The sequence below is a fragment of the Bradyrhizobium sp. TM239 genome (assembly GCF_036247985.1).
GTDB classification, from domain to species: domain Bacteria; phylum Pseudomonadota; class Alphaproteobacteria; order Rhizobiales; family Xanthobacteraceae; genus Bradyrhizobium; species Bradyrhizobium ottawaense.
Genome location: NZ_BTIR01000027.1, coordinates 63423 through 85239 on the forward strand (window position 1 = coordinate 63423; position 21817 = coordinate 85239).

The window sequence follows — 21817 nt, forward strand, 5'->3', positions numbered from 1 at the left end:
CATGTCGTATGATCGGGTCTTGCGATGGGCTCTGGTTGCGATCGCAATCGCAGGATTGACTGCGGGTACTCTGGCGCGGGCCGCGGGCCGGCCTGATCTGGCCGATGTCGCGTGGGCGCTCGGCACGGCGCCCGTGATTGCAGGATTGGCGGTCTCGATCGTCCAGGACCTGCTGCGGGGCCGCGTCGGAGTGGACGCGATCGCGCTGCTGTCGATGAGTGCGGCGTTGGCGCTCGGACAGCCGCTCGCAGGCGCCGTGGTCGCGCTGATGTATTCCGGCGGCAATGTTCTGGAGGAGATCGCGATCGCACGGGCGGAGCACGATCTGCGATCCCTGGTTGATCGGGCGCCCCGGCAGGTCCATCGCAAGTCCGATGAGCGGATCGAGGATGTTCCGATCGAGGACGTCGCGGTCGGCGAAGAGCTTCTGGTTAAAGCCGGCGAGATCGTGCCGGTCGACGGTGTCGTTGCGTCGGCCTTCGCTGCGATCGACGAGTCCGCGGTGACGGGCGAGCCGATTCCGGTAGAGAAGACCCGCGGAAGCGCCGTTCTTTCCGGCTCTCTGAATGCGGGCGAGACCTTCCAATTGACCGTGACCGCGGCGGCCAGCGAGAGTACCTATGCGGGCATCGTGCGCATGGTGACTGTGGCGCAAACAGCGAGAGCTCCCTTTGTGCGGTTGGCCGACCGGTATGCGCTGATCTTCCTGCCGGTGACACTCGTCATCTCCTTCGTGGCATGGCACATCTCCGGCGACGTGACCCGCAGTCTTGCCGTGCTGGTGGCGGCGACGCCGTGTCCCTTGATTCTGGCCGCACCTGTCGCCTTCATCGCCGGGGTGGCGCAAGCGGCCCGCCGCGGCATCCTGGTCAAGGGCGGGAAGGCGCTGGAGGCGTTGGCCCATGCGCACACCGTGCTCTTCGACAAGACCGGTACCCTGACCGTGGGCGGAGCGCGGTTGCTGTCCGTAGAGGTTGCGCCGGGCGAGGATCCGGATGAGGTCCTCACGCTCGGGGCGTCGCTCGAGCAAGCTTCGCATCACGTGCTTGCGAAGGCCGTCGTCGCTGCGGCCCTCGCCCAGGGGCTCAAGCTGAAGCCGCCGGAACATGTCAAGGAGACCATGGGTTCCGGCCTCAGCGGCCAGATCGACGGACGCCAGGTCGTGGCGGGCTCGCGAGAGATGCTTCTCTCGCGTGCCGAGCTGTCGCCATGGGAGTTGCGGGCGATTCGACGTGCCTCGTGGCGCTCGGCGCTGATCGTCTTCGTCGCGGTGGACGGCCGTCTGATCGGCGCGTTGCTGCTGGCAGACGAATTGCGAGCCGATACGCCACGCGCGATCCGGCTGCTGCGCGATGCCGGCATTGCGCGCATGGTGATGGTCACGGGTGATCGCGCCGCAGCGGCGCAGGCCATCGGAGCGGCGCTCGATCTCGATGCCGTGCTGGCCGATCGCGTTCCCTCGGACAAGGTCGAAGCGGTGCGTAGCGAACAGCGGCTGCATCCGACCATCATGGTCGGCGATGGCATCAATGACGCCCCGGCGCTGGCCGTGGCTGACACGGGGATCGCGCTCGGTGCGCGCGGTGCAAGCGCTTCCTCCGAGGCGGCAGATGTGGTGATCCTCACGGATCGGCTCGATCGGGTCGGCGAAGCGATCATCATCGCCCAGCGCGCGCGGCACATTGCCCTGCAAAGCATCTTCGTCGGGATGGGGCTGTCATTGGTAGCCATGGTCGCGGCCAGCCTTGGCTGGCTCGATCCCGTACCCGCCGCGATCGTTCAGGAAGTGATCGATGTTGCCGTCATCCTGAACGCGTTGCGAGCGCTCAATCCGCCCCTCGTCAGGAGCGGTCCGCGCCTCACCGCGGAGCAGGGGCTGACGTTGCATCACGATCATCAGGCCCTGCTTAGGGATCTCGACCGCCTGCGGCAGATCGTCGATGCGCTGGACGATGCGGTGCTCGAATCCGCCGCGACTTTGATTGGCGAGGCCCACCGACTGGTCCAGGGCAGCGTCGTGATGCACGAACGCGAGGATGAAGACAGCGTCTATCCGAAGCTCACCGAGGTGCTGCGCGACCGCCACGGGCTCTCCGCCATGAGCCGTGCGCATCGCGAGATACTGCATCTCGCGCGGCTGCTCGCCCGGATCGCGGAGGATCTGCCGTCAGAGAAGATCGACCGCTACCTTATTCGCGACGCTCAGCGCGTGATCGAGGCGATCGAAACGCTGGTGCGCATGCACACGGCCCAGGAGGAGGACATCTACGAGGCCGTGGCCGCATAGGCGGCAGCGGCAATCGACCTCAATGCTCCAGCGGTTGCCAGCCGGCATGGTCAAAATACTTGCCATACTGAGCGAGCGCCCGCACGATCGTCACGGCTCCCTGATCGCGGCTGGTCCCGGTCTTCATCTTGGCCGCGCCGTCGATGATCTGCTCGAGGACAAGGTGAAGTTGCTGATCGGCCTGCTCGGGCAGCTTGCAGTTTGCCACGACGTCATCGACCTGCGCCTGGATTCGCGTCGCCAGAGCCTCGTATTGCGCAGGCGTAAACACATTACTGTGAATGGGTGCCAGCGATTGTCTCATCGCGAGACCGATGTCGTCCATGCCGCGGCGCAAGACGTCATCGGTCGGCCACTTCTTGCCGTGGTCGAGCACCGGCCCGGCGGTCGTGGTTGGTCCTTCATGCGTGTGTGGTCCGGCGGCGAGAGCAGACTGCCCCAGGACGAGACAGAGCGCGAGGGCTGCGGGTATGAGCGATTTGGTTGAGATGATCACGGGATTTCCTCCAAAGGGCTTCTTTGCTCTCAGGTGGGAGTTTGCGGCATTCAGGAGTTTGCGCTGGAGCAAAGTCTTGAACGGAATGAGCTGCGGCCCCGCGACGCAGGACGCGTCGCGGGGCGGTCGTCAGGCGACGAGCTGAAAGAGAATCCTTCACGCTCTGCCTCGACCAGCCCCTGCAGCTCATCACGATCAGGCTTGAGTCAGCTCAATGCAACGCGGCGCGATCAGATCAAGCTGGCGCCGTAACGTTGTGAGGCAAGGACGGCATGCGGAATCTCAAACGGGTATTTTGGGGCAGTCTGGCGGTTCTCGTCCTGCTGTGGCTGGTTGCGGAGCCCCAGCCATTTGGGCCGGGCTCCTTCTTCCCACTTCGCGAGAGGATGGTGCAGCTGAGCGGCGTCCTGGCAATCGTTTGCATGAGCATGGCGATGATCCTCGCGCTGCGACCACGTTGGCCGGAGGCGTGGCTGGGCGGCCTCGACAAGATGTACCGCTTGCACAAATGGCTCGGTATCGCTGCCCTCGTGACTGCCATTATCCATTGGCTCTGGGCCAATGCCCCGAAATGGGCGGTCGGCTGGGGGTTGCTGACCCGACCGCAGCGTGGGGCAAGGCCTGCCATCGAAAATCCGATCGAGGCCTTCTTTGACGGCCTGCATGGACCGGCGGAGGGGCTGGGCGAGTGGGCCTTCTACGGCGCTGTCGTGCTGATTGCCTTGGCGCTCGTTCAAATGTTCCCCTATCGGCTCTTCTACAAGACGCATCGGCTCCTCGCCGTCGCGTATCTGGTATTGGTGTTTCACGCCGTCACGCTGATGAAGTTCAGCTACTGGATTTCGCCGCTCGGCTGGATCGTGGGGGCGCTGCTTGCGTTCGGGACATGGGCGGCGGCTGTCGCGCTGTTACGGCGCATTGGCGCCCGTCGCCAGGTCCAGGGCAGGATCACCTCGCTCAAATATTATCCCGGCGTCAGGGCCATCGAGACCGAGATCGAAGTGCCCCACGGCTGGCCGGGGCATAGGCCGGGCCAGTTCGCCTTCGCCACGTCGGATGTCTCCGAGGGCGCGCATCCCTACACGATCGCCTCGTGCTGGAATGCTACAGACCCCAGGATCGTCTTCATCACCAAGGAACTCGGGGACCACACCAGCCGGCTGCGGGAGAAGCTCCGTGTCGGGCAGGAGGTGAAGGTGGAAGGTCCCTATGGCTGCTTCACTTTCGACGACGATTGCGCGCACCAGATCTGGATCGGCGGTGGCATCGGCATCACGCCCTTCGTTGCCCGCATGAAACAGATGGCCATGCCGAAGGATATTCCAGATTGCTCGGTCGCGCAGGCGGTTGATCTCTTTCACACCACCGCCGATGTGGATGAGGAAGCCCTCGGCAAGCTCGCAGCAGATGCGCGCTCGGCAAATGTTCGTCTCCACGTCCTCATCGACGCCCGTCACGGACGACTGACCGGCGAACGCATTCGCGAAGCCGTGCCGCAATGGCGCGAGGCGAGCATCTGGTTCTGTGGTCCGGCGGGTTTCGGGGAAGCGCTCAGACGAGACCTCAGCGCGCACGGCTTCCCCGTCGAACAGCGGTTTCATCAGGAGCTGTTCGCGATGCGATGATGAAAGCCGCACGTCCATCCCGCTTCCCAACTTGCCCTCGCAGCCAGTCCCTGTAATCTGCGGAAAACAACGGGCAAGAGGCGCAGGGAAGGGATCGATGGGAGGAGTTCTGGAGGGTGTGCGCGTGCTCGATTTCGGGCGCTATATCGCCGGGCCCTATTGCGCGACCTTGCTGGCCGAATTCGGCGCCGAGGTCATTCGCGTGGAGAAGCGCGAGGGCAGCGAGGATCGGTTCGTGGCGCCGGTCGGCGAAGGCGGCGAGGGCGCGCTGTTTCTCCAGGTCAACCGCAACAAGAAGTGCATCACGCTCGATCCGATGAAGCCGGAGGGGCAGGAGGTGATGCGCCGGCTGGTTGCGACCGCGGACGTCGTCGTCGCCAATCTGCCGCCGCAGACCCTGCGCGCGATGAAGCTCGACTATGAGTCCTTGAAGGCGATCAAGCCCGACATCATCCTGACGACCGCAACCGCGTTCGGCGGCCCGGGACCGTGGTCCGACCGGGTCGGCTTCGACGGCGTCGGGCAGGTCATGTCGGGGTCGGTCTACATGACGGGCGCCGGCGATCCGCCGTACCGCGCCGCGGTGAACTGGGTCGATTTCGGCACCGCGCTGCACTGCGCGTTCGGCACGCTCGCCGCGCTGATCGAGCGCGGCAAATCCGGGCGCGGGCAGGTCGTCGAGGGCGCGCTGCTCGCAACCGCGCTGTCCTTCACCAACGCGACGCTGATCGAGCAGGCCGTGATCAACGTCAATCGCGTGCCGACAGGCAATCTCGGCCAGACCGCAGCGCCCGCCGACATCTACCGCACCCGGGACGGCTGGGTGCTGTGCCAGGTCACCGGACATCCGCTGTTCAAGCGCTGGGCGCGGCTGATGGGCGAGGAGGAGCTGTGGTTGAAGGATCCGCGTTTTGCCGACGATATCAGCCGCGGCAACAACGGACCCGTCATCAGCGAGCGGATGGCGCGCTGGTGCGCCGAGCGCACCACGCAGGAGGCCGTCGACGCGCTGGGCGAGGCCATGATCCCGACGGGGCCCGTGCTCTCACCGCAACAGGCGCTGGATCATCCGCACATCCGCGCCGCCGGCTTCATGCAGGACGTCGATTATCCCGGCCTGCCCAAGCCCGCGCCGGTGACGCGCGCGGCCGTCCGGCTGTCGGAAACGCCGGGCGAGATCGCGACCCGCCCACCGACGCTTGGTGAGCACACTGATCGCGTCCTCGCCGAGCTCGGCTATGACGAGGCTGCGATCGCGGCGCTTCGGCAAGGCGGTGTCATCTAGAGCAACTGCTTCAGCGCCTTGGCGTCCGCGGGCGCCGCGCTCTTCTGGTCGTTGTCGAAATAGACATAGACGTCGCAGCCCTGCCGCTTCCATGACTTGATGCGCTTCGCCCATTGCGCCAGCGCGGCCTTGGTATAGTGCCCGTGATAGCGCCCGCCCGGCCCGTGTCCGCGCACATAGACGAAATCCGCCGTGCGCTTCCATGGCGCGGGCGCATCGTGATGGTCGGACAGGCACAGCGAGATGTTCTCGTCCGCCAGCATTTTGAGGATGCGCGGCTGATACCAGCTCGGATGACGGAATTCGAAGCTGTATCGCCGTTTCCGCGACAACAGCTTGAAGAAGGATGCGAGGCGGTCCGCATCCGCCTGGAATTGCGGCGGCAGCTGGAACAGGATCGGACCAGCCTTCCCGCCGAGCCGCGAGATGCGCTCCTCCAGCAGCTCGAGGCTGTTGACGGAGCGGTCCGACAGGCGCTTCCAGTGCGTGATGAACTTCGACGCCTTCCAGGCGAAGACGAAATCGCAGCCGGTCTGCTCGCGCCAGCCGTTCACGGCTTCAGGCGTCGGCGTGCGGTAGAACACGCCGTTCAGCTCCGTGGTGTCGAACTGTCCGGCGTAGTAGCGCAGCTGCTCTTTCAGCGTCACGCCCTCGGGAAAGAACGGGCCGCGCCAGGAATCGTAATGCCAGCCCGAAGTTCCGATCAGAACGCGCGCCATCGAGATGCGATCCCTTGGACGCGGCGGGAGCTGCCGCGCCTTGAGAGAGGCAACGTTCGCGGAGAGAATATGTTGCTGTCGGCACGGCGGAGCGCGCGCCACATCAGTTCGACGCCAGCGCCGTCTTGGCCACTTCAGCCATCCAGCTCGATGCCACCGGCAGGATCGCATCGTTGAAATCGTAGCGCGGGCCGTGCAGCTCGGCGCCCTCGCGAAGCTCGCCATTGCCGATCCACACGAAGGCGCCCGGCCGCTGCTGGAGATAGTGGGCAAAATCCTCGCCGGCCATGCTGGGCGCGAGGTCGCGCCGCACCTCGGCCTGCACCTTCTCGGCGGCGATCCGAGCAAGGGCGGCCTCATCAGGCGTGTTGATCACGACGCCGACGCCCATCACGATCTCGGGCGTCACCTTGACGCCAAAGCTGGTCGCGATGCCGGCGCAGGTCCGTTCGATGCCGTCGAGGATGACGGTCTTGACCGCCTCGCGGTGGTACCGCAGCGTGCCGCGGATGGTCACGCGTCCGGCGATCTGGTTCGGCGCGGTGCCGCCCTCAATGGTGCAGAGCGACAGCACGGCGGTGTCGAGCGGATCGACGCCGCGCGAGGCGATCGATTGCAGCGCCACGATCAGATGGCCCGCCGCCATCACCGGATCGCGCGTCAGATGCGGCATGCCGGCGTGACCGGCATGGCCCTCGATGGTGATGGTGATGCGTCCGCCGGAGGCCATGACGACGCCGTCATGCACGGCGATGGTGCCGGCGGCAAGGCCCGGCCAATTGTGAAAGCCGAACACCCGTTCCATCGGGAAGCGGTCGAACAGCCCGGCCGCGACCATCGCGCGCGAGCCGCCAAAACCTTCCTCGGCCGGCTGGAAGATGAAATCGACCGTGCCGCTCCAGCTGCTGTCGGCGGCGAGCAGCGCAGCGGCGCCGAGCAGCGAGGCGGTGTGCCCGTCATGGCCGCAGGCATGCATCACGCCTGATGTCCCGGAGGCGTAGGCAAGCCCGGTATCTTCGGTGATCGGCAGCGCATCCATGTCGGCGCGCAAGCCGACGCGGGTGCGCGCGTGCCCGCGCGTCAAGGTCGCGACGATGCCGTGGCCGCCGATGCCCGCCTCGAAGGGAATCCCGAGCTCGGTGAGCTTGTCCTGCACGAAGGCGGCGGTCTCCCTCTCCTGGAGCGACAGCTCCGGGTGCGCATGCAGGTGCCGGCGCCACGCGGTCAGTTTCTGGTGCAGCTCGGGTGTCAAGGCAGGGAATCTTTCGAATGGTGTCGGTTGCCGCCACCATAGCGGATTATCCACGCCCCGCATCAAGCGCCTTGGAATGCCTCTCGTGCAGCAGCGCGCCGTCTCTCCCTCGTCATTCCGGGGCGCGCCTCTTGGCGCGAACCCGGAATCCATCGTGCAGCAACCTCTGGGGCCGATGGATTCCGGGCTCGCGACTTCGTCGCGCCCCGGAATGACGGCCAATGGGTGTCACGCCAGCTTCGCCAGCCCCGCCCAGTCGAAGCTGATGCCGTGCCCGGGCCGGTCCGGCGCCAGCGCCTTGCCGTCCTGAAGCACCAGCGGGTGCTCGATATACTTGTCCAGCCCGAAGCCGTGCGCCTCCAGATAGGAGCGGTTCGGGCAGGCTGCGAGCAGATGCACGGTGATGTCGTGCGCGCCGTGGCTGGTGACGGGCAGGTTGAACGCCTCCGCCAGCCGCGCGATCTTCATGAAGGCGGAAACGCCGCCGCAATTGGTGACGTCGGGCTCCGGATAGGACACCGCGCCACTGGCGATGTAGCTTTTGAACTCCCACAGCGAGCGCAAATTCTCGCCGGCTGCGATCGGCACGCCGCCCGCTTGCATGATGCGCGCGTGGCCGGCGACGTCGTCGGGGATGATCGGCTCCTCGAGCCAGGTCAGGTCGTAGGGCACGAAGGCCCGGGCGGCGCGGATCGCCTCTTCGACCGTCCATTTCATGTTGGCGTCCACCATCAGCGGAAAACCGTCGCCGAGGTGCTGTCGCATCGCGGAGACCTTCGCGACGTCGGACTTCAGGTCGGGCCGACCGACCTTCATCTTGATGGCGCGAAAGCCCTTGGCGAGATTGCCGTCGGTCTGCTTCAGCAGCGCCTCCACGGAGAGATCGAGGTCGATGCCGCCGGCATAGCACGGCACGCGCGCGTCGAAGCCACCGAGCAGCCGGAACAGCGGCAGCTTGGCGCGCCGCGCCTTCAGGTCCCACAACGCGATGTCGAGCGCCGAGAGCGCCAGCACCGCAGGTCCTCCGCGCCCGCCATAATGCAGCGCCCACCAGACGTGATGCCAGATCGCCTCGGTATCGTCGGCCTCGTGTCCTTCGACGAGCGGCGGGATCTCGCGCTTGAGAATGTCGGCAACGGCTCCGCCATTGCGTCCCACGGTGTAGGTGTAGCCGACGCCCTCGGCGCCATCGGCATCTCGGATGCGGCAGGTGATCAGCTCGAACGCCGCGATCTCGCCATGCGTGGAGTCGGAGAGCGTGACGGGGAGGGGGATCCGGTAAAATCCGGTCTCGATATTTGCGATGTGCGGCATGGTGCCTCCCTTTCTTGTTTTTGTTTCGTAGGGTGGGTTAGCCCGAGCCAATGCGCAAAGCGCATGCGCTCGGTGTAGCCCACCTCTTCTATGTCCGGGGAGACGAGCAGCGGTGGGTTACGCCGGCGGGCTGCCGCCAGCTAACCGACCCTACGAACCCGCCTCACCGCATCGTCGCAACCTGCAGCGCCAGCGCGCAGGCGCGGTCGTATTCGTCGAGATTGATCCATTCGTCCACCGTGTGCGCCTCGTTCTGGCCGGCGCCGAAGGTCACGGTCGGAATGCCGTGGCGAACCATCCAGTTGGCGTCGAGGCCGCCATTGGCGGCGCGCACGTTCGGAGTTCCACCCACGGCAGACACCGCCTCGATCGCGCGTGTGACGACCGGAAGGTTCTCCTTCATGCGGAACGGATAATAGTCGGTCTGGGCCTGGAACTTGACCTTGCCGGACTTGCCTTGCGCGTTCGTCACCTTCTTGGCGGCCTTCTCGAACGCGGCCTTGTAGGCCTTGGTGATCTCCTTGAAGAACTTTCCGTCATGGCTGCGGCTTTCGCCGCGCACATGCACGTAGTCGGTGACGACGTTGGTGGCATCGCCCGCCGGGCGACCCTCGCCGCCGGTGACGGGGCCGACATTGCTGGTGCCCTGAAGCTTGCCCTTCACCACCTTGCCGAACCAGCCGCCGGCCTTCACCTCGGCGAGCGCCAGCGCCATGATCATGGTCGAGGAGATTCCGCGCTCCGGCGCAACGCCGGCATGCGAGGCGCGGCCATGGATCTCGACGGTCCAGCGGTCGGCGCCGACCGCGCCGATGATGACGTTGGAGGCCGAGCCGCCGTCATAATTGAAGGCCATCACCGGCGAGCCGAGCTCGTCCAGCTTGACGTGACGCGCTCCGTAGAGCCCGCTCTCCTCGCGCACGCAGAACAGCAGCGTGATCGGCGGATGATCGAGCTTCTGCTTGGCGAGCTCGGCCGCCAGCGTCACCAGCACGCCGCAGCCGCAGCGATTGTCGCCGCCAAGCGCGGTCTTGGCGGAGTTGACGATCTTGCGTCCCGACTTCTTCGGCCTGGCGCCGGCGCAGAGCGGCACGGTGTCCATGTGGGTCATGAACATGATGCGCGGCTGGTTGTGCAGCGCGCCGCGACCGGGCAGGTCGACGATGAGGTTGCCGGTCTCGGTCGGCACGGGAATGCGGGTGTTGGCGTCGTCGAGCCGGATCGCCTTCGCCGGCACGCCGGCCTCCTTCAGCGCGGCCGTGAGTTCACGCCCGATCGCCGCCTCCTGTCCGGTCACGCCCTCGACGGAGAGGAAGCGCATGAGGCGGTCGGTGGCGGCTTTGGTGTCGACGGGCATAATTATTTCCTTTGGCAGACCGGCCCGCCATCCTACGAACGCGGCGAGGTGTAAGTCAAAAAGATCAGCACACCGAATGCCAGCATGGCAGCCATGAACAGCAGCACCGCAGGCAGCCCGGCGAGTGCCGCCACCGCGCCCGTCACCGACTGCATCAGCGCCGCGCCGAGGAAGAAGGCGAGGTTGATCGCGGCGAGCGCTTTGCCCGCCACTTGCGCGTCGACCAGCTGCCGCGACATGCCGAACAGCAGCGGCTGGGCGGAGGTCGCAAGGCCGATCAGCACGAACAGAACGAGGTCGTATTGCGGCGGCATCACGGGCACGCCGAACAAAACGGACACCGCGTAATGCGGCGCCCCGAGCGCCATCAGCGCCAGCAGCAACGCCCCGACCATATGCGTGCCGGCCACCAGCGCGCGGCGGCGGCCGAGCCTGCGGTCGATCATGCCGATGCACAGGGGCCCTGCGATCATCGCCAGCGTGAACGCGCCGAGCTGGTTGCCGGCCTCGACCCGCGACAAGCCCTTGATGTCCATCAGCCACGGTCCGCCCCACAGGCCGCGCAGTACCAGCGAGGTCGCCAGCGACACCAGCGCCAGCGCGATCAGCCCGCGCAAGGGACGCGAGAGGCCGAGCCTGAGCACTTCGATCATCTGCGACAACGGCGAGGAATCGTCCTTGTGCTCGGCCGGCTGCTGCGGCACCAGCGCGAACACGGCGAGCGCGACCGCAACGCCGCCGAGAGCGGACATCCAGAATCCCGCGCGCCAGCCGTAGGCGTCGACGACGAAGGCGAGCGGGCTCGACGACAGCAGCATGCCGATATTGCCGATCGAGAGGATCGCGCCCGACCACAGGCCGAAGCGCGCCGCCGACAATTGCTTGGCCGCCAGCGTCATCGGGCACATCAGCATGCCCGACGTGGCAACGCCCAGCATGAACTGCCCGACCGCAAAGCTCGCAGCCCCCGTGGCAAAGCCCGACGCCACCGCGCCGAACACGGTCCCCGCGAGCAGGCTCAGCGAGACCGGCCGCACGCCGAACCGATCCATCGCCGCCCCGACCGGGATCTGCGCCGCGGCAAAGGCGAAGGGATAGATCGAGGTGAGGCTCGCCAGCGCCTGCGGCTCGATATGGAAATCGGCCGCCATGAGGTCGAGGCTGACCGCCGGAATGGTGCGCAGCAAGGTGGAGAGCATGTGGCCGCAGGCGAGGGCGAGCAGCGCGAAGATCAGCGCGCGGGTGGCGGTGCCCGCGTCGTCGTTGGTGGCCATGGGCGTCCCGTCCCGAGGGGTTTCGGGTGGGGATACATGATGGCGGGGCGGGCGCCAATGGCGGCAGCGCGCCCCCCTCATTCCGGATTGTGGCTTCAGCCGGCAATCAGCACGGCGTTTGCCGCCTGTCTGCGGGCCGTCACGACGACGCGCCTGATCGTATTGCCGGCCTCAGGCGGCGGTTATGAACCAGGATGGCCGCCAGACGTTGTCCTTGGGGAAAACGTGGCATCCTGCCAGGCAGGACGCGCCTTCACCTGCAGCCAGCGGCGGCAATGTCTTCATCCGAGAGTACAAGTCAAACGACCAGCGAGGCGGCCCGCCGAGAGCGGAGGAGGAGCAATTCCTTGCTCTTGGTTCTCGCCGTGGGATTCCTTGTCTTTGGCGCCGCGGCGGGCGCTCTCTATTATACGTTGCGGCCGGACACCCTCCGCATTGCCGTTGGACCACCAGGCAGCGACGACTACAAAGTCATTCAGGCGATGGCCGATGCGTTCGGCGACGAAAGTCGGACAATCAGGCTGCTTCCGATCGAGACCAACGGAGCGGTGGAGGCTCTTGCCCTGCTTGGGGCTGGCAAGACCGACCTCGCCGTCGGCCGGGGCGACCTGGACATGCCTGCCGAGGCGCAGACCGTCGCTGTCGTGCGCAAGAACTTCGTCGTGCTGTGGGCTCCGTCTGGACCTGCGGGCAAGGGCTCGAAAAGAAAGCTCTCCCCGAAGATCAAGGAGGTCGCCGATCTCGCAGGGCGCCGCGTCGGCATGATCGGCCGGACCCCGGTGAACGCGACGTTGCTACGCGTCATCCTGAGCGCCTCCGGAGTCGAAGCGGACAAGGTCATCGTGACGCACTTTGGCACGGACCAGACCGAGGAGCTGGCGCGGGATCCCGCCATCGATGCGTTCATGGCGGTCGGGCCGCTCGACAGCAAGATCACATCCGACGCCGTTGCTGCGACGGCGCGGGTGCGCGGTGAGCCGAAGTTTCTCGCCATCGAGACATCGGAAGCGATCGCCTTGAAGCACCCCCGGTATGAATCGGAGGAAATCCCACCCAGCGTCTTCAATGCGGACCCGGCTCGGCCGGCTGACAAGGTTGAGACGGTCAGCGTCAGTCACCTGATCGTCGCGAGAAAGTCCCTGGCTGAAACGACAGTCGCCGCCTTTTTCCGCCAGCTCTTTGCCGTTCGCCAAGCGATTGCAAGGCAGGTTCCGGGCGGCGCGCACATTGCCAAGCCCGACGTCGACAAGGACACGGAGCTACCGGTGCATCGGGGAGCGGCGGCTGTCATCGACGGAAACGAACGTACTTTCCTCGACCGATACGGCGATTACTTCTGGTTCGGGCTGCTGCTTCTTTCCGGGATCGGCTCGGCCGCCGCCTGGTTGCGTCGCTATTTGAATCGCGACGAAAGAGAGGAGACCACCGACCACCGCAAGAGAATCCTGGCCATGGTGTCCAGCGCGCGAACCGCGGGATCGAGCCAGGAGCTTCTGGTTCTGCAGCGCGAGGCCGACGCCATCATAGCTGAAACGCTCGAATGCTACGACGACGGCGCTATCGAGGAAGAGGAGCTCGCAGCATTCGGTCTGGTGCTCGGCCTGTTGAGCAACGCCATCACGGAAAGACGAGCCGCGCTGCAGCCCGCCAACTTCGAAACCGTTCGAGGCGCGGCGAGCGCGCCGCGAGGTTGAGACGACCGGCGCTGCGACGCAATTCGTCTACAATGCCAAGGCCGGACCGAGGGCGTAGCCGGGAAGATCAACTTACGCTTGTGAGACCCGCTGTCGACGCGGTCGAAGTTCTCTGCGCCGACACGCATCCCTTGTCTATCGCGCCTCCTATCGTCGTCGTCTCGTCTATTCCGTCATTCAGTACGCGTGGTCTGACGAAGATTCGGAACAAAAGAGACGTCACCGCTCTTACCTTGGTCAGGAGACCTGCTCATGCTGTGCTCAAAGCCGCCACGGGTCATTCGCACGACGCTTGATCTTGCGAACGCAAAGCAGGTCAAGTCCGTTCGAAAGCGCCTCAAGATCTCCGATGCCGATCTGGTCAGGATCGTCGATAGGATCGGTAATTCTCTGACCGCCATAGAAAAGGAAGTTCAGCTCGAAAAGCTTCAGCTCGTTGAGCAGGGCAGCGCCAAAGACGGACTCATGCCCCCCGGATAGATTCAGTCATCCCATCGAAAAGGAGAACTACGATGAACGGCCTGATTTACCTCGTTGGACTAGTCGTTGTGATCGCGGCCATTCTGTCATTCTTTGGCTTACGTTGACCGCTCTTCCTTCTGCGCGCCGACGCGCCGCCCCTTCGGGTGAAGCAGTTCGCAACTTCGTGTGCATCAAATGGTTGATTTGCACCAGGTGAATACCATCATCGCCACGACCATTTGCGCGTTCTTCAAAGACCATCCAGACGCACAAATCGGGGCCGAAGAGGCCAAGCTGCTGGCGAAGCAGATTGCCCAGGCGCTGGATGAGGCCGGTCTGCAGATTTCTGCCGTCAATCCGGCGAACACGCCGCACTGAGCTTTCGGCCGGCGAGCCGGTGATACGGCCCGACGCTGCAGCACTTCGCGCGGGCGAATGCGTCCTGGAATTGTCGTGGGCAAGGGGCGCGGCGATGTCGCTCGTGTCCTTCTGAACGATCTGATCGCCGCGACGCTTCCGATCTAGCTGCTTTCCTTTTAGTCCGGATCCAGCTCCCCCAGCAGCTTGCCCGCCTCGTCCAACAGCTCCCGGATCGCCCTTCGTTCCGAGATCCGCTCCTGCGTGAAGGCGCCATGCTTCTGGGCATTGCGGTTTCCCCATGGCGCGCCCGATCCGGGCGCGCCGCCGTGCATGCGGCAGCGGAGCCTTCCGCGCACCGCCGGCGCGCGGCAGGCGAGGCCGCCGCGCGTGCCGGCGCCGCAGCGCGGGCTCGCCGCCATCGCGCGCGTATCGCGAATGTGACCGGCCCTCATGCGGTGCCGCCTTGCATGGCCTCGGCCCGTTCGCGCTCGCCGGCGTTGCCGGACGGCACCGGCCCCGCGTCGATCGCGGTGCCCGGCTCGGGAGCGATGAGATGCGCATGCTGCGCGACATTCCCCACGATCGCGCTGCCGCCGTCCTGTACCGACAGGTTCTGCACCGTGATCGGACGCTCGCCGTTGCCGCGGTGGCGGTTGAGGGCCTCCATCTGGGCTGCGAAGGTGCGGGCCAGCCGGGTCAATGTGCGCGAAATGCCCTCCTGCTGCGGGATGCCTTCGGCGAAGGCGAGGCGGCAGGCAAAGCGCATGGTCGCGACGTGGACGGACACCATCTGCGCGGTCAGCATGGTCTCGAGAGAATCCCGCGGCGCGATGCCTTTCATCATCGAGATCATGAAGGCGAGATTGTCCTCATCGGGCTTCTGCAGGATCACGCTGGCTTTCATCAATTGCTTGAGGATACCATGCAGAGCGTCTTGATCGACGGCACCGAGCGCCTCGCCCATCAAGTGCTCGCCGGTCTCCGCGTTCGGATGCTGAATTGCGATCCGTTGTCCGGTGAGCTTGACCCGCGGGGTGGGCCTGCTGCCGTACCTGACGATTGGCGTCGTGCTGTTGCGTGTCATGGCTGTTGTCATGTCGATGTCTCCTTCGAGCCCACGGCACGCGCGAGCCGGCCCCTCTGGTGCGAGCCGACCCTCTCGGTTGCCGTGCGGCGATTGCGTTTTGAAATGTCGATGCTGGGCTTGTGCGCGATCGAAGCGAGGCCAACATGATCGTGCAGGCCGGGTTGCTGACGCGGATCGCGATGATGGCATTATGCCCCTGTTTTGCCCGACGAGTCAAAATCGTTTCGTAACATCCGAAGCTCGCGGCCTGGCATAAGTCCTTGTTTCGACAGGGGCCGTCTACTGTGCATGGGGTTGTTTTCGCATTTTTTGCTTGGAGGCGGCGCGCACGTGCCGTGCGGCGGAATGCCGGCGATCGAACGCGATTGCGAAATCCGGGATGGCCGCTATTCATGATTGTCGGATGCGTCGCACCAACAAGCCTGCACAAGCGGCGCAATGAGGTCTGGGGAGAGAACCAATGCAACGAACCGCCCGCCTGCTGGCCGTCATCGCCGGATTGTGCGCCGCTGCGCTGTCGACGGAGGCCTCGGCGCAGAAATATCCGGTGCGGCCGGTCAAAATCATGGTCGGCTTCAGCGCCGGTGGGCCGGTCGACGTCGTCGCGCGCATCATCGGCGATCGCCTCGGCAACAAGCTCGGGCAGCCCTTCGTGGTGGAGAACCGCGCCGGCGCCAACGGCATGATCGCCGCCGAGGGCGTCGCGCATGCGGACGGCGACGGTTACACCATGCTCGCCTGCAACTCCTCCACCATCACGCTCAACAAGACGCTATTCAAGGATATCCGCTACGATCCTCAGGGCGACTTCGCGCCGCTCACGACCGTCGTGTCGGCGCCGCTCGTGCTCGTGGTCAATCCGGAGAATCCCAAGACGGCTGATATCAAGACCGTGGCCGATCTCGTCGCGGCGGCGAAGGCCGCACCGGGTGCGCTCGCTTATGGCTCGGGCGGCAACGGCAATCTTGCCCATCTCGCCATGGAGCTGCTCAGCCAGAAGGCCGGCATCAAGCTGATCCACGTGCCCTATCGCGGCGGCGCGGCTTCCGAGGTCGGCATCCTCGCCCAGGAGGTGCTGGCGGTGTTCGATCCGCTCTCCGCCGTGCCGCTGGTCAAGGCCGGAAAGCTGCGCGCGCTCGCGGTGTCGTCGGCCGAGCGGCTGCCGGCACTGCCGGATGTGCCGACCGTTGCGGAAGCCGGTTATCCCGGCTTCGACATCTCGTTCTGGGTCGGCTTCTTCATGCCGAAGTCGACGCCGGCGCCGATCCTGGAGACGCTGCACCGGGAGATCGTCGCGGCGGCCAAGGATCCGGGGGCCGCGGAGAAGCTCGGCTCGCAGGGCGTCGTGAGCATGCTGACCCCGGCCGAGTACGCCGCGAAGATCGCGAAGGAGACGAAGGACCTCGCCGAGGTCGTCGCTGCCGCGGACATCAAGGCGGAGTAGGGAGCGCATCTGCTTCCATCGCTATTCACCGCCGGCCAGCTGCGCCAGCCGATCGAGCAGCGGGCGTTGTCCTGCGTTGATCTTCTCCCGCGCCTCTTCGAGCGTGAACCATTCGGCACGATCGACCTCCGGGAAGACTTGCCGTTTGCCGCTGCGAGGTGGCCATTCCATCTCGAACCCGTTGCTGCGAATGCTGCGCACATCGATGTCGAGCTCGGCGGCGAACGCGGTGACGAGCTTGCCGCCGCGCTGCTTGACCTCGCCAAGCGCGATCAGCGGCACGGACAGCTCGAAGCCCAGCTCCTCGGCAAATTCCCGTCGCGCGGCGGCCTCCGCATCGTCTTCGTCCGCATACTCGCCCTTGGGGATCGACCACGCGCCGAGATCCTTGTTGCGCCAGAACGGCCCTCCGGGATGAACGAGGAGAACCTCGAGCTTCCGGCGCTTTCGATAGGCGATGATCCCGGCACTCTTCGATGGCATCGCAGGTTCCGTGCAGAAGCGGTCCGCTTTGTATCGGGAAAAAGTGGAACCGGCCGTTTTAGCGCAGGTTAGTAGCCAACGTTCATTTGATAAAAGGGAGTGAACCATGATCCGCCTGTTGGCAACCACCGCACTGGGGCTGGTGCTGGCAAACGCCGCCTTCGCGCAATCGCCAAGCACGACCACGAAGTCCGAGCAGACGCCGCAATCCCAATCAAATTCCACAGCGCCGTCCACCACCGCGCCATCTAATGCGGCTGATAAGCAGCAGACCACATCGCAGCCGCAGCAATCACCGGCGGCAGGAACCTCGACACAGAATACCCAGACCACCGCGCCGCCATCCGGGGCTGCCAATTCCGGATCGGGCACGTCCAATGCTGCGAACAGCACGGACACCTCGCGGCCGCAGAGCGGCACGGCAAGCTCGAACACGACCGGCAACCAGCCCGCGACCCAGCAGGGCGCCAACCCGCCGCCGGCCAATAGCAATCAGGCCCAGCAGGCGCCCGCTGCATCCGGGACCAACCAGGCTCAGCAGGCGCCGAATGCGCCAGCCAGCAATCAGGCCCAGGGTGAGCGGTCCAGCACCGGTTCCCAAGCCGCCGCGCAGAGCGACGTCAATCTCAATCGGCAGCAGGAGACCAAGATCAGCACCTCGATCTCGCGCCTAAACGTTCGGCCCGTGACCAACGTCAATTTCTCGCTGACTGTCGGAACCGTGGTGCCGCGCGATGTGCACCTCTCGACCCTTCCGCCTGATGTCGTGGAGATCGTGCCGCAGTATCGCGGCTACAGCTTCGCGCTGGTGAAGGATGAGATCGTCGTGGTCGATCCTGCGACCTACAAGATCGTGACGGTGCTGCCGTATTCGGGGAAATCCACGGCAACGACGACGTCGACCACCCGCGAGCGCAGCGCCAGCAAGTTCTCCGACCGCGATCGTGATGCGATCCGCAAGCATGCGAAAGCTCGTCCCGAAGGCCAGAGCGAACGGCAGACCACCGGAAGCACCGCACGCACCGAGATCCATGTCGGCGATCGCGTTCCTGACAGTGTCGAGGTCGAGGAATTTCCCAGCACGGTCTACCGTGATGCGCCCGATCTGCGCGAGTACCGCTACATCCATCGCGATACCCGGACTTATGTCATCGAGCCTCGCGAACGACGCGTGATCGAGGAGATCGATTAGTTCACAGCCGCCGGAAGCCGCCCATCGGGCGGCTTCCCGATTTGTGCGTCAGATCGCCGACCGTTCGCGCGCTGCGAGGCGGATGGCGCGAGCCTTGGTGCCTTTCGCCGCACGCGCTGCAATCATGCTCCTCGCCTTGCCACGGGCCGGGGCGTTCTTGTGGAGCAGGGATACGAACCGCATGCGCGCCCGGTTTGTCGACAGGCGCGCGGCCAGCTGCTCGGCCTTGCGCTTGATGGTGACGACTGACGGCGTCAGGTTCACCGGGACCCAGGCGATATCCCTGGCCTTGGAGAGGCTGCCGATGCCTTCGCACGGCGCCTCGCGCGGCAGGTCGATCCTGATCGCGAGCGCCTCCGACCGCTCGGTCCAGTCCTCGGCCTTGGTGCCGGTGATGATGCGGACATAATCGCGCGTCTCACGCGGCAGCTCGCTTTCCTTGGCGAGCCACTTCTGAACGCGGCCGGGACCGGCATTATACGCAGCCGCAGCGAGGCCGAGATTGCCGAAATCGTCGCGAAGCTTGCGCAGGAATTTTGCCGATGCGGGCAGCGCCTTCATGGGATCGAAGGGATCGTCGAGCCCGACTTCGGCGGCCGTCTCGGGCATGAACTGCGCCACGCCCTGGGCGCCGGCCTGGCTCACCTCGTTCGACTTGAAGCGGCTCTCCTGCCAGAGCAGGCGGGCGAAGAATGGCACGGGAATGCCGCTGGCCTCGGCGGCCTCGCGCAGCGCGTGGCAAAATCGTTCGGTCGGCGAAACCGGCGCCTGCACGGCGGGCTCGGCCGCGAGGGACGGCTCGATCACCTGCTCATAGGCGGCACGCGCGTTGGCAAGCTCGATGGCCTGCACACTTGCGAGGAAGAGATCGACCACCGGAACAAGTGGGGAGGCCCGATTGTTCTGAATAACGGCGTGGTCGAAAGTTGATGCTGGCCGGGACGCCGACGGATCGAGGTCGCACATCAGAATCAAGAACGCGGCGCAAGCCGCGATGACAAATCGCATTTGCGGAGACAACCTCGAACTGTGGGATGAACGGCCAGCGATGCGCCGGCGATAAGGAGTTCTTAACCGTCCGATTGCGGCAAAGCTGCGATCTCGGCGGTTCCTTCGGTGTTACTACGGTGTTCCCAAACAGAAACGTCCCGCGGTTTTGCGGATCTTCATTTGCGAATTGGGACGAGCGATCATGACGCGATGGATGCTTGGCGCGGCGATGTCGCTGTGGTTCATCTGCCCGGTGCTCGCGGGCAATCTCGATGTGAAAGCGGTGAATGATGCTGCGCGTCCTGCAAGGCAGCCAGCCACCGACAGGCTCAACCCATCGGTGGTGAAGCTTCAGGTCCTGCTCGATCGTGCGCAATTCTCGCCCGGCGAGATCGACGGCAAGCTCGGCGAGAACGCGCAGAAGGCGCTGAAGGCATTTGCCGAGCACAACGGTATCGCATCCGACAAGGCAATCGCGCCGGAGCTTTGGACAAACTGACGACAGCGAGCGAGGGAGCCATTGTCGTCGACTACAAGATCGAGGAGGCCGATGTAAAAGGGCCTTTCCTGAAGGAGCTGCCGGCCAGGCTCGAGCAGATGAGGTCGCTGAAAGCGCTGAGCTACACCAGCGCGCTCGAGGGGCTCGCCGAGAAATTCCACATGAGCGCGGATCTGCTCAAGGCGCTCAATTCTGGAAAATCCTTTGACAGGGCCGGCGAGACGATTGTCGTTGCGAATGTTCCTGCGCGAAAGGAGTTGCCGCGCATTGCACGGCTCGAGGTCGACAAGAAAATGGGAACGCTCAGAGCATTCGACGGGAGTGGTGCTCTGCTCGCGTTCTACCCGGCTTCAATCGGGAGCCCGGATCGTCCGACGCCGAGTGGCACACTCAAGGTCACAAGCACCGACGAGAAGCCGACCTACCACTACAATCCCGAGTACAAGTTCAAGAGCGTTAAATCCAGGGAGCCATTCGACATCAATCCTGGCCCGAACAATCCGGTGGGGGCGTACTGGATCGGCTTGTCCGCGCAGGGTTACGGCATCCATGGAACGGCAGAGCCCGACAAGGTCAGCAAGTCCGCCTCGCACGGCTGTGTCAGGCTCACCAATTGGGACGCCCGTACGCTCGGCGACAACATCAAGCGCGGCACGCCCGTCGTCTTCCTCGATGCGCCGACGGAATCCTCCTCGAAGCAGAAGAGCAAGCCGACCGGCAAGCGCGCCGCGAATTAGTCCTTTAGTCCTTGGGGAAATCCTTGCGCATCGCCATCTCGGCGGCATCGCCGGGCGACAGCACGGTCTGATCGAAGGCCGCCTGCGGCTTCGTCATGATGTCATAGAGCGAGATGCCCTTGATCGGCTTGCCCATGAGCTCGCGGACGCAGTCGGCGAGCGTGCCGTTGTAGACGAGATAGGGCGGACCTCTGTCCTTCTGCCTTTCGCCCTTCAGCGACGGCCACTTCTTCAATTCGGCCGGCTCGTCATAGGCGATCGGCGATCCCTCTTTGAACATGCACTTGGCCCCGGTGGCTTGGATTGCGGGGAATCCTAGAGCCGCCGGGTAAACACGCGTTAAAGAATTAGCTCAAATCAGCCGGCAATGAAGGCGAGCAGGGTGCCGTTGGCCTTGGCCGGCGGCACGCAGATCGCGGTCCCGCTGCGCATGGCAGCAGACCCCAGCGCCTTCTCCGTCGCTGCGAGATCGCCGCTGACGAGCACCAGCGCTGCGCCGCCGCGTTCGGAGAGGCCGGCGAGCGGCACGCCGGGATAGCGCTTGGCGAGCTGGTCCAGCGTCAGATAGACGAAGTCGGCACGATCGCCGCCAGAGGGCACCGTGACCGCGCCGTCGGCCTCCGCCTTCGGCTCGCGGTCGATCAGCCGGCCGAGATGTGCCGCTTCGTTCGCGGGTTCGGGCGTTGCGATCAGCGTCTGCCTGATGCGCTTGGCCGCATTGGCGTGCTGCATCAGCTCGGGAATCCAAACCGTCTCGCGCGTCTTGTGCTGGCAGGCGAAGATGCGCACGCCGCCGGGCGCTTCCGCGGTTGGCCACATGAAGGTGCGGAACTTGGCCGCCGAGACCGTGCCGTTGGGCAAGGTCACCGGGCGCTCGAAATCGGTCGGGCCGATCGGCGTGAAGCCTCGTGCGCGGATCTCCTCCGCGCCTTCGGCGGAATCGATCGCGGTGAAGGCGATGCGCTCGATGCCTTCGCCGCGCTTGTCGAGGAAGGCGCGCGCCGGCGCGTTGTGCTCGGTCGCGGCGAGCACGCCGAGCAGCTCCATATAATCAGGGTCGAACATGATGGTGTAATTGCCGGTGCCCATATGCGCGCTGTGGGTGCCGCGCGGCGACACGGTGAAGCCGAGGCGCCGATAGTTCTCGGCAGCCTTGTCGAGGTCCTTCACCATGACCACGGCGTGGTCGATACCTATGACGTTCTTGAGGGCCACTGTTCTTATCCCCGAATGCAAACTGACTTGAGGCCGCGCCGGCGG

Annotated in this window: 20 protein-coding genes and 1 pseudogene; 9 read left to right on the forward strand and 12 right to left on the reverse strand. The window is 65.2% G+C overall.

The features are described from left to right. The first annotated feature begins 1 nt into the window (after position 1). Entirely contained in the window at positions 2–2287 is a 2286-nt protein-coding gene (locus tag AABA84_RS33105) for a heavy metal translocating P-type ATPase (RefSeq protein WP_338314217.1), read from the forward strand. A gap of 19 nt (positions 2288–2306) precedes the next feature. Here the strand turns inward: AABA84_RS33105 and AABA84_RS33110 are convergent, their stop codons facing one another. Further along, on the reverse strand, positions 2307–2783 hold the full coding sequence (locus tag AABA84_RS33110) for a hypothetical protein (RefSeq protein WP_338314218.1): 477 nt from the start codon (positions 2781–2783) through the stop codon (positions 2307–2309). 272 nt (positions 2784–3055) lie between these two features. Here AABA84_RS33110 and AABA84_RS33115 point away from each other — a divergent pair, with 272 nt between their 5' ends. Then, positions 3056–4408, forward strand: a complete 1353-nt coding sequence (locus tag AABA84_RS33115) for a ferredoxin reductase family protein (RefSeq protein WP_338314219.1) — start codon at positions 3056–3058, stop codon at positions 4406–4408. A 97-nt stretch (positions 4409–4505) separates the two neighbouring features. After that, the gene (locus AABA84_RS33120) at positions 4506–5693 is read left to right on the forward strand and encodes a CaiB/BaiF CoA transferase family protein (protein WP_338308427.1); all 1188 of its coding nucleotides are present in this window, start codon (positions 4506–4508) and stop codon (positions 5691–5693) included. Here AABA84_RS33120 and AABA84_RS33125 read toward each other — a convergent pair. From AABA84_RS33125 to AABA84_RS33145, 5 genes are all read right to left on the reverse strand, one after another. Further along, a complete protein-coding gene (locus AABA84_RS33125) occupies positions 5690–6412 on the reverse strand; it encodes a DUF72 domain-containing protein (protein ID WP_338314220.1) in 723 nt (240 codons plus the stop codon). The genes AABA84_RS33120 and AABA84_RS33125 overlap by 4 nt on opposite strands. A gap of 103 nt (positions 6413–6515) precedes the next feature. Then, positions 6516–7664 (reverse strand): amidohydrolase, encoded by a 1149-nt coding sequence (locus AABA84_RS33130; protein WP_338314221.1) that lies wholly within the window; start codon positions 7662–7664, stop codon positions 6516–6518. Between the two features lie 228 nt (positions 7665–7892). Further along, a complete protein-coding gene (locus AABA84_RS33135; RefSeq protein ID WP_338314222.1) occupies positions 7893–8978 on the reverse strand; it encodes a mandelate racemase/muconate lactonizing enzyme family protein in 1086 nt (361 codons plus the stop codon). A 163-nt stretch (positions 8979–9141) separates the two neighbouring features. Then, positions 9142–10335, reverse strand: coding sequence for a M20/M25/M40 family metallo-hydrolase (locus AABA84_RS33140; RefSeq protein ID WP_338314223.1), 1194 nt, complete (start codon positions 10333–10335; stop codon positions 9142–9144). A 32-nt stretch (positions 10336–10367) separates the two neighbouring features. Beyond that, entirely contained in the window at positions 10368–11609 is a 1242-nt protein-coding gene (locus AABA84_RS33145) for an MFS transporter (protein WP_338314224.1), read from the reverse strand. Positions 11610–11884: 275 nt separating this feature from the next. On the opposite strand from AABA84_RS33145, the gene AABA84_RS33150 reads away from it, so the two are divergent. The 3 genes from AABA84_RS33150 (at position 11885) to AABA84_RS33160 (ending at position 14143) form a co-directional block, all read left to right on the forward strand. Continuing rightward, entirely contained in the window at positions 11885–13303 is a 1419-nt protein-coding gene (locus tag AABA84_RS33150) for a TAXI family TRAP transporter solute-binding subunit (RefSeq protein ID WP_338314225.1), read from the forward strand. 252 nt (positions 13304–13555) lie between these two features. After that, positions 13556–13783, forward strand: coding sequence for a hypothetical protein (locus tag AABA84_RS33155; RefSeq protein WP_212247768.1), 228 nt, complete (start codon positions 13556–13558; stop codon positions 13781–13783). Positions 13784–13960: 177 nt separating this feature from the next. Beyond that, positions 13961–14143, forward strand: coding sequence for a hypothetical protein (locus tag AABA84_RS33160; protein ID WP_212247769.1), 183 nt, complete (start codon positions 13961–13963; stop codon positions 14141–14143). Between the two features lie 158 nt (positions 14144–14301). Here the strand turns inward: AABA84_RS33160 and AABA84_RS33165 are convergent, their stop codons facing one another. Further along, the gene (locus tag AABA84_RS33165; RefSeq protein WP_338314226.1) at positions 14302–14577 is read right to left on the reverse strand and encodes an HGGxSTG domain-containing protein; all 276 of its coding nucleotides are present in this window, start codon (positions 14575–14577) and stop codon (positions 14302–14304) included. Continuing rightward, positions 14574–15221, reverse strand: a complete 648-nt coding sequence (locus tag AABA84_RS33170; RefSeq protein WP_212247772.1) for a hypothetical protein — start codon at positions 15219–15221, stop codon at positions 14574–14576. The genes AABA84_RS33165 and AABA84_RS33170 overlap by 4 nt, the downstream gene beginning before the upstream one ends. 451 nt (positions 15222–15672) lie before the next feature. Between AABA84_RS33170 and AABA84_RS33175 the strand changes: the two genes are divergently transcribed. Beyond that, positions 15673–16656 carry a Bug family tripartite tricarboxylate transporter substrate binding protein gene (locus tag AABA84_RS33175; protein ID WP_212247774.1) on the forward strand — a complete coding sequence of 328 codons (984 nt, stop codon included), beginning with the start codon at positions 15673–15675 and terminating at the stop codon, positions 16654–16656. A gap of 21 nt (positions 16657–16677) precedes the next feature. Here the strand turns inward: AABA84_RS33175 and AABA84_RS33180 are convergent, their stop codons facing one another. After that, a complete protein-coding gene (locus tag AABA84_RS33180; RefSeq protein WP_212248134.1) occupies positions 16678–17139 on the reverse strand; it encodes an NUDIX domain-containing protein in 462 nt (153 codons plus the stop codon). Positions 17140–17245: 106 nt separating this feature from the next. Between AABA84_RS33180 and AABA84_RS33185 the strand changes: the two genes are divergently transcribed. Beyond that, positions 17246–18331 (forward strand): DUF1236 domain-containing protein, encoded by a 1086-nt coding sequence (locus tag AABA84_RS33185; RefSeq protein WP_338314227.1) that lies wholly within the window; start codon positions 17246–17248, stop codon positions 18329–18331. Positions 18332–18379: 48 nt separating this feature from the next. Here AABA84_RS33185 and AABA84_RS33190 read toward each other — a convergent pair whose 3' ends face one another. Next, a complete protein-coding gene (locus tag AABA84_RS33190; protein WP_212247779.1) occupies positions 18380–19339 on the reverse strand; it encodes a lytic transglycosylase domain-containing protein in 960 nt (319 codons plus the stop codon). A gap of 184 nt (positions 19340–19523) precedes the next feature. Between AABA84_RS33190 and AABA84_RS33200 the strand changes: the two are divergent. After that, a pseudogene (locus tag AABA84_RS33200) lies at positions 19524–20557 on the forward strand (L,D-transpeptidase family protein). A gap of 4 nt (positions 20558–20561) precedes the next feature. Here the strand turns inward: AABA84_RS33200 and AABA84_RS33205 are convergent. Next, complete coding sequence (locus AABA84_RS33205; protein WP_212247782.1) at positions 20562–20837, reverse strand: hypothetical protein; 276 nt, start codon at positions 20835–20837, stop codon at positions 20562–20564. 77 nt (positions 20838–20914) lie between these two features. Next, entirely contained in the window at positions 20915–21772 is an 858-nt protein-coding gene (locus AABA84_RS33210; RefSeq protein ID WP_212247784.1) for a VOC family protein, read from the reverse strand. Positions 21773–21817 lie beyond the last annotated feature (45 nt).